9 protein-coding genes are annotated in these 7,817 nt (G+C 74.1%); 3 read left to right on the top strand and 6 right to left on the bottom strand.

Annotated elements, in window-relative coordinates; translation table 11 throughout:
• Window positions 1-457 precede the first annotated feature (457 nt).
• Entirely contained in the window at window positions 458-802 is a 345-nt protein-coding gene (locus tag ACIQOV_RS17415; RefSeq protein WP_401049378.1) for an MBL fold metallo-hydrolase, read from the bottom strand.
• A 57-nt stretch (window positions 803-859) separates the two neighbouring features.
• Window positions 860-1,804: an NAD-dependent epimerase/dehydratase family protein gene (locus tag ACIQOV_RS17410; RefSeq protein WP_401049375.1), complete on the bottom strand. Its 945-nt coding sequence runs from the start codon at window positions 1,802-1,804 to the stop codon at window positions 860-862.
• Between the two features lie 226 nt (window positions 1,805-2,030).
• Between ACIQOV_RS17410 and ACIQOV_RS17405 the strand changes: the two genes are divergently transcribed.
• Complete coding sequence (locus tag ACIQOV_RS17405) at window positions 2,031-3,422, top strand: ALF repeat-containing protein (protein WP_401049376.1); 1,392 nt, start codon at window positions 2,031-2,033, stop codon at window positions 3,420-3,422.
• Between the two features lie 121 nt (window positions 3,423-3,543).
• Here ACIQOV_RS17405 and ACIQOV_RS17400 read toward each other — a convergent pair whose 3' ends face one another.
• A complete protein-coding gene (locus ACIQOV_RS17400) occupies window positions 3,544-3,747 on the bottom strand; it encodes a hypothetical protein (RefSeq protein WP_401049373.1) in 204 nt (67 codons plus the stop codon).
• 170 nt (window positions 3,748-3,917) lie between these two features.
• Between ACIQOV_RS17400 and ACIQOV_RS17395 the strand changes: the two genes are divergently transcribed.
• A complete protein-coding gene (locus ACIQOV_RS17395; protein ID WP_401049371.1) occupies window positions 3,918-4,439 on the top strand; it encodes a peptidylprolyl isomerase in 522 nt (173 codons plus the stop codon).
• A gap of 4 nt (window positions 4,440-4,443) precedes the next feature.
• The gene (locus ACIQOV_RS17390; RefSeq protein WP_401049369.1) at window positions 4,444-4,839 is read left to right on the top strand and encodes a hypothetical protein; all 396 of its coding nucleotides are present in this window, start codon (window positions 4,444-4,446) and stop codon (window positions 4,837-4,839) included.
• A 108-nt stretch (window positions 4,840-4,947) separates the two neighbouring features.
• Here ACIQOV_RS17390 and ACIQOV_RS17385 read toward each other — a convergent pair whose 3' ends face one another.
• From ACIQOV_RS17385 to ACIQOV_RS17375, 3 genes are all read right to left on the bottom strand, one after another.
• The gene (locus tag ACIQOV_RS17385; protein WP_401049367.1) at window positions 4,948-5,499 is read right to left on the bottom strand and encodes an RICIN domain-containing protein; all 552 of its coding nucleotides are present in this window, start codon (window positions 5,497-5,499) and stop codon (window positions 4,948-4,950) included.
• Window positions 5,500-5,800: 301 nt separating this feature from the next.
• Complete coding sequence (locus ACIQOV_RS17380) at window positions 5,801-6,325, bottom strand: RICIN domain-containing protein (protein ID WP_401049366.1); 525 nt, start codon at window positions 6,323-6,325, stop codon at window positions 5,801-5,803.
• Between the two features lie 357 nt (window positions 6,326-6,682).
• A complete protein-coding gene (locus ACIQOV_RS17375) occupies window positions 6,683-7,792 on the bottom strand; it encodes an RICIN domain-containing protein (RefSeq protein ID WP_401049364.1) in 1,110 nt (369 codons plus the stop codon).
• Window positions 7,793-7,817 lie beyond the last annotated feature (25 nt).

Raw genomic sequence — 7,817 nt, 5'->3', positions numbered from 1 at the left:
GAGGGGACCGGTACCGGACTGCCCTCCGACCACCGCGAGCTGTCGGCCCGCTGCCCCGGCTTCTCGGTCGACGAGTTCCTCCTCGTGTCGACCCCGGTGCCCGGGTCGGAGGCGGCGTTCGTCGCAGGCGTCCGCTCCGACCGGGAGATCCTGGAGGACGACCTCCGGGAGGGGGACATCCCGGCGGAGTACACCACCGGCGAAGGGGACGGGGGCGCGGCCCGCACTGCTGGCGTGGGCGGGCACCCCGGACGGCGACGAGATCCTCTGGCACACCGCCGCTGCCGACCCCGACGCGTGGCCGGTCGTGGTCCGGGGCCGCAGCGGCGGCTGGTGGTCGTACCCGGAGGGGGCCGTGTCCTTCCTGGAGGGTCTGTACGCCGGACGGATCGCCGTCCCCGGCCTGCCGGCCCCGCTGCCGTCGGGCGACAGGAGGATTTCCTTCCACGCTTTCCAGCTATAACGAGAGCACCATGCCTTCCTCGGCCGCGATCACCTCGCCCGAGAACCGGCTCCCGGCCTCGGCGGTCGAACGCGTGCGGTCGCTGCCGGGCCAGAAGTGCGTGAGGAGCAGGCGCTCGGCCCCGGAACGGGCCGCCCACGTCCCGGCCTCCGCGGCGTTCATCAGGTGGGGGTCGCCGCCGTCGGCGGACGGGCCCTGCAGGGTGGCTCCGGCGATGAACAGATCCGCTCCCGCGGCCAGCCGGGCAAGGGCGGGGTCCGCTCCCGCGTCGCCGCTGTAGGCAAGGGTCAGACCCGGCGCGGTCAACCGCACCCCTGCGTGCGGGACGTGATGCGGCAGCAGCGCGGCATCGAGCCGGAACGGTCCCTTCCGCGCAGGCCGGTTGCCCGTGCGGTGCTACGGCTGCGCGCGCTCGCGCCACCAGGCGACCGTCGCCCGCAGCTGCTCCTCCAGTGGCGTGGCCCGCACCGCGAACGCGGCCTCGTACGCGGAGCTGTCCACCACGAACGGCCGGTCGAACTGGTAGCGCACCTCCCGCAGTTCGCGCAGCAGCGGGGAGACCAGCCCCGCCACGGCCAGCGCGGCCGCGGGCAGGCGGCGTACCGCGACCGGCCCGCCGCCGGCCTCGGCGGCCAGTCGGTCGACCATCGCGCGCACCGACAGGGGAGGGGCCGTGGGCACGTGCCAGGCCCGGCCCCAGGCCCGCTCCTCGCCGGCGATCTCCGCCATCGCCCGGGCCACGTCCGGCAGGTAGGTCCAGCTGTGCGCGGTGTCCGGGTCGCCGAGGGTGGCGACCGGGCGGCCCTTCAGCAGACCGGGCATCACCCGCGCCGCCAGGTGGCCGCCGTCGGTGACCCCGGGGCCGAAGAAGTCCGAGGCCCGCACCTCCACCGCCCGGATCCGCCCGGCCTCGTGCAGCGCCCGCGCCTGCTCCCAGGCCGCCGCCCGCACCCGACCCTTGGGGCCGGTCGCGGCGAGCGGCAGGTCCTCGGTCATCGGGCCGGCCACCGGCCCGTACCCGTACAGGTTGCCGAGCATGACCAGCACCGCGCCGCTGTCCTCGGCCGCCGCGCACAGCGAGGCGGTCAGCGCCGGCCACCGCCGCGCCCACTGCGGCAGCGGCGGCGCGGCGCAGCCGTGGACGGCGGCGGCACCGCGGGCGGCCGGTGCCAGCTGTGCGGGGTCGCTCGCGTCCAGGGCGAGGTGTTCGACGCCGGGGACGGCCGGCCCGGCGGGGCGCCCGGTGCGGGTGGCGACCCGGACCTCGTGGCCCTGTTCGGCCAGCAGGCGGGCGGTGGCGGCCCCGGCGGGCCCGTGTCCGACGACCAGGTGGAAGCTCATCCGTCAGAGCCTAGCGGCGGCCTCGGACCGGCAGGGGGCGCGGTGCGGGCCGGTGCGGCCCGGCGCCGGAAGGGGGAAGGCGGAAGGGGAAGCCGGACAGATCGGGGCAGGTCAGGGCAGGTCGGGGCGGGTCGGGGGTCGGCACTTATCCGGTATGCCGATCGTAAAAGTGGATCTATGCTGTGGGTCATTCATGATCCCTTCACACAAAGCAGGTTTGCTCTCGATGAAGCTGCCCCGGGTGTCCGCCGTCGTCGCCGCCGCGGTCCTGGCCCCCGCTGTCCTCTTCCCCTCCACGGCCTCCGCCTCCGACGCCCCGAAGCCGATCGGCCTCTCCGGTCCCGACACCGGCTCGGACTCCGCCAAGGACGCCGCCCCCGGGGACGACGACGGACAGGAGCAGCGCGACCGCGCCGAGGTCAAGCGCATCCTCGCCGACCCGAAGAGCGGCTTCGGCGTGCGCGAGGCCGCCGAGAAGGCCCTCAAGGGCGGCGCCGCCGAGCTGCGCCACTTCCTGGAGGTCGAGCTCGACGAGCAGCGCAAGATCGACGACCAGGTCAGGACCTCCCAGATCTACAGCACCGGCGGCCCGGCCGTGAAGGCCGCCGCCAGGGCCGCCCTCAACAGCGGCGACGACGCCATCGCCGAGTTCCTGAAGACCGGCCAGTACATCGCCCGCGCCGAGGACGAGGACCGCGCCGAGGTCGAGGCCCTGCTCGCCGACCCGAAGACCGGCCCCGGCGTGCGCGAGGGCGCCGAGAACGCTCTCAAGGGCGGCGCCGCCGAGCTGCGCCGCTTCCTGGACGTCCAGCTGCCCAAGCTGCGCGGCGACGACAACCGGGTCAAGCTCGCCCAGCTCATGGACAAGGGCGGCAAGGCCGTGCGCGAGGCGGCCGGCAAGGCGCTGGACGCCGGCACCGACGAGGCCGTCGAGGCCTTCCTCAACAGCGGCTTCGCCAAGGCCCAGTTCGAGGACGACCGGGTCGAGGTGCTGCGCATCATCGCCGACAAGGAGACCGGTCCGGTCACCGCCGCGGCCGCCCAGAAGGCCATGGACGGCAACGCCGAGGACGTGCGGCGCTTCCTGACCGTCGAGCTGCCGAACCTGCGCTTCAGCGACAACCGGCTGAAGGTCTCCCAGATCATCGAGACCGGCGGCCCCGCGGTGAAGAAGGCCGCCATGGCCGCCTTCGAGGGCAGCTACGCGGACCTCCTGGCCTTCCTCAAGGAGGGCTGGGCCAAGGCCAGGGCCGAGGACGAGGCCGCGGCGGCCAAGCCCGGCACGGGCACCGGCACGGGCACCGGCACGGGTACGGGCACGGGCACCGGCACCGGCACGGGCACCGACGGTTCCGGGCAGCAGCCGCAGACCGTCCAGCCCGCCGGCCTCACCGGAACCGGTACCGGCACTGGCACCGGCACCACCACCGGCGGCACGACCACCACCGGCGCCCGTACGGGCAACGGCACCACGGCCAGCACCGGCAGCACCGGCTCCGGCACGCTCGCCGCCACCGGCAGCGACGGGCTCGGCTGGGAGGCCGGCGGCGCCGCCGCGGCCCTCGCCGCGGGCGCGGCGATGGTCGTGGCCGCCCGCCGCCGCCCCACCGAGAGCTGACACCCCGGGAGCCCATCTCCCTGCGCGTCCCCGCCCGCCGCACACCCCCGGCGGCCGGGGACGCGCCGCGTCCCGGGCGGCCCGTCGCCGTCCGCCGCGTCGCCCGCCCCCGGCCGGTGGCTCAGCAGCCGTCCCCGCCGTCCGCGCCGCCGTTCCCCACCCGGCGGGGCCGCTGGCGCTGGTAGCTGCGCACCGCCTTCCCGGCGCCGAGGGTGAGGGCCGCGACCACCCGGGTCCAGCGCGGCCCGCCGCGGTCGGCCCACACCACGCAGCCGCACCCCGCGACGACCAGGACCAGCACTCCCACCAGAACCGCACCGACCATCACGACCACCCGCCTTTCGCCCGACGTCCTGTTACGTCTGACGTCCGGATCGTCCCACCCGGTTCGGCCGTGCGGGCGGAGGCTGTGCCAGGATGCGGTAGCCGAACGGCCCAGGTCACCGCACCGGGCCGCACGGGCCCCACCCGCCAGCCGTACCCGAGGAGTCACCCGTGGCCACTGCCCGGTTCGCCACCCTGCACACCACGGCGGGCCCGATCCGCCTGGAGCTGTTCCCGTTCCACGCGCCGAAGACGGTCCGCAACTTCGCCGAACTCGCCGAGGGCACCCGGGAGTACACCGACCCGCGCACCGGCGAGCCGGGCCAGGGCCCGTACTACGACGGCACGCTCTTCCACCGGGTGATCGCGGGCTTCATGATCCAGGGCGGCGACCCGACCGGCACCGGCGCCGGCGGCCCGGGCTACTCCTTCGCGGACGAGTTCCACCCGGAGCTGTTCTTCACCAAGCCGTACCTGCTCGCGATGGCCAACGCCGGCCCGGGCACCAACGGCTCGCAGTTCTTCATCACGGTGGGCACCCCCGCCCACCTCAACCGCAAGCACACCATCTTCGGCCAGGTCGCCGACGCCGCCTCCAAGGCCGTGGTCGACGCCATCGCCACCACCCCCACCGACAACGAGCGCCCGGTCGAGGACGTGGTGATCACCTCCGTCGAGATCGAGCACTCCTGACCCGGTGACCGCCGAGCAGCAGGCTTTCCCGCCCCGCCCGGTCCGCGGCGTACGGGCCCGCTACGTCCACCAGACGAGCTGCCCGGGCGACGTCGCGATCGTCACCGTGGACTTCGAGCCCTGGGAGGAGGGCCTGCGCGTCGAGTCCGCCCCGGACGCCACCGTCCGGGGCGATCCGGAGCCCGGGGACCTGGAGCGCTTCCACGCCGCCCTGGCCGAGGGCGTGCGCGCGGAACTGTCCGAGCAACTGCCCGGCACCCCGGTGGCGTTGGCGCTGGTGGTGCACCACATCGTGGTGCACCTGGCCGACTCGCGCGAGTACTCCTTCCGCACCGCCGGGCGCCTGGCGGTGCGCGAGGCGTTGGACCGCCTGAGCGGCAAGGCGGCTACGGTGACCTGATGTCAAGTCAGAAATCGCTGACTGATGGGGAGTTCACTGCGTACGGCCCTGCCCGACCGCTCGGGCAGGGCCGTACCCAGTGAACGGGCCGTCGGAGCCTCCGGGGGATCAGGACCCCGGGGGCACGGTGCTCCACTCCTGGGAGCGCGCCCCGTCGTACGTGCGGAGGGCGACGGCGCTGCCGAGCCTCGTGCCGCCGGTGAGGGCGAGGTCGGGGTGGGTGGCGGGGGAGATCCTGACCTTGCCCTGTCCCACGTTGCGTACGGTCCACTGCTGGTTCATGTCGTTCTGGTCGCAGGGCCGGAGCGTGACGGAGCCGCGGGAGCCGCTCGGCGCGGTCAGGCAGGTGCCCGTCGCCTTGTTCTTGATGAGCTGTTTCCCGGCGATGGTGCTCAGGTTCCACTGCTGGCGGTCGTTGTTGCGCTCGGGAGTGGCCACGATGACCCGGCCGCCGCGCCCGGCCTCCAGGTTCCTGGCCGAGGTGTCGCCCCGCGGCCAGACCCGGAGCTGGTTCCAGTTCTCGGTCTGCTTGGACGGTTGCGTCGTCTGCTGCGGGGCCTGGGAGCCGGCCGTTCCGGTGGCTGCCGCCGCCAGGCCGGGTGTGCCGCCCAGCAGCACGGCGGTGATGGCCGCGGTCGCGATGCGCTTCGCAGGAGACATGGTTGTCACTCTCATGTGTTTTCCCTTGTGGGGTGTCCGAGAGGCGTGCGGGTTCCTCGGCGGATGGCGCCGGAAGCACCGCGGGTTCACGGGGCCGTGGGGCGCGCCGGGGGTGCATGCGAGGGGGTGGATCACTCGCCGCCCCGGTCGCCGGGGCCCGGTGGGCACGGAGGTGCTTCGCACCCACCCGACCAGGCTAGCCAGAGGTCGGTCCGTCCGCAGCTCCGAGGGAACAGGCAGGTCACGGGCGTGCCGCGGGCGTCGGCGGGCCTGCCGGGGGCGGGGCTGCCCGGGAGGGCCACTACTTCACGGACCGCATGGACCACTGCTGGTTGTCCTGCGCCGCGTAGGTCCGCAGGAGGGCTGCGTTGCTGCCGGCCTGGGTGCCCCCGGTGAGGGCGAGGCGGGGGTGGGCCTTCGGTGAGATCGCCACCTGGCCGGCCGTCACGTAGTGCACGTCCCACCGCTGGTTCGGGTTGTTCTTGTCGCAGGCCTGGACGGTGACGGCGTCCAGGGTGTCGTTCGGCGCGGTCAGGCAGGTGCCCGTCGCCCTGTTCTCGATGAGCGGCAGCCCGCCGATGTTGCTCAGGTTCCACTGCTGGCGTGCGCTCTCGGGGTCGACGACGGCCACGACGGCCCTGCCGGCGCTGTCGACGTCCAGGTTCCTGGGCGGGAGGTTGGGCGGGTAGATCTTGAACTGGTGCCATTCGCCGGTCGGCTGGGAGGGGAGTGCGGTCTGCGGAGTGGCGGCCGTGGCCAGGCCGGGGGTGGCGCCCAGCAGGACGGCGGCGACGGCCGCGGTCGCGATGCGCTTGGCAGGAGACATGGTTGTCACTCTCATGCGGGTTGTCCCTTGTGAGGTGGTCCGAGAGGTGCGCGGGCACTTCCGCGGATGACGCCGGAAGCCCTGGGGTCCCTGTGGGTCGCACCGGCCGCCGGGCCTCCGGGGGCCGGTGGGCACGGCGATGCTTCGCACCCACCCGACGACCAGGCTAGCCAGAGGTCCGTCCGCCCGCAGCTTCGGGTGAATGCGCAGGTCACAGCCGTGCGGGCGGGGTGAGCCGGGGCACTGTACGGCGGGTTGCGCGGCGGCGCACGTCCGGACGGCCCTGCCGACCGGCCGGAAACGCGGGGCCGCCGCCCGGCGCGGTGCGCGGGCGGCGGCCGTGGAGCGGGCGCGGTGTCAGGAGCAGCTGCTGAACGTCGCGCTGGTGTTGGCGATGTAGAGGGTGGCGCCGGCGGTGGGGTCGGAGCTGAGCGGGACGGTGACGGTGTCCTCGGCGGTCCACGGGATGCCGTGGGCGTCGAAGGTCCAGGTGCCGGTGACCTTGCGGGCGATCTTGGCGAGCGTCACCCAGCCGTACTCCTGGGTCGGGACGGTGACGGTCACGCTGTTGTTGACGCTCCGCGACCCGTGCCATTCGTTGCTGTACTTCAGCGAGGAGCTGATCGTCCCGGTCAGGACGTTGCCGGGGGCGCCGGCGGACATCTGGGTGCCCATGTCGGCGCCGATGGTGTTGGACCAGCCGCTGTCGTCGGTGACCGCGAAGGACTGCTGGACGGCGCTGCTGGTGTTGTTGAACCAGACCGCGGAGGCGCAGGTGCGCGGCAGCGGCGCGGCCGGGGCCTCGCTCTTCGTGGCCCAGGAGCAGCTGGAGGGGTCCTTCTGGCACTGCTTGGCGCCGTGGTCGACGGCCAGGTTGCGGGCGGCCTGGGCGAAGCCCGTGGACCACTGCTGGTTGACGGTGCCGTTGCAGCTGTACTGGTCGGTCCAGGCGTCGTCGTAGTTGCCGCCGAGCAGCAGGTCCAGGCAGGTGTTGTCACCGGCGTGGCGGATCATGAACGAGTCCGCCCCGCCGGCCGCCGCGGGCTGGAAGTACCAGCGCTGGCTGGCCTGCCCGGCGCAGCTCTGCTGGCGCAGCGCCGGGGTGAAGAAGGCCAGGTCGATGCACTTGCCGGTGTCGTTGTTGACGATGGTGAAGGAGGAGTCGGACGGGTCGACGTTCAGCCGCCAGGACTGGTGGTAGCCGGGGGCGGAGTTGGTGACGATGTAGGCGCCGTCGCCCATGTTGCCGTTCTGGACGTCGAGTTGGCGCCCGTTGCTGAGCGACTTGATGGTCAGGCACTGCTGCGGCGAGGCGCAGGCGGCGAGCGGGGCCGGCGCGGCCTCCGGGGTGGCCGCGGCGGCGCGGGCGGGCGCGGCGGTCAGGCCCAGGGCGGCGCAACAGGTCACCAGGAGGGCCGCGAACAGGCGCAGCCAGGGCGCCGTACGGCCGGGGGTCGTGGTGGGCAAGGGTTTTCCTTTCGTCGGGGAGAGG

It is taken from the genome of Kitasatospora sp. NPDC091257 (genome assembly GCF_044757675.1).
GTDB classification, from domain to species: Bacteria; Actinomycetota; Actinomycetes; order Streptomycetales; family Streptomycetaceae; genus Kitasatospora; species Kitasatospora lactacystinica.
The sequence above is the reverse complement of the archived record's forward strand: the minus strand, read 5'-3'. Positions and strand labels throughout refer to the sequence as shown.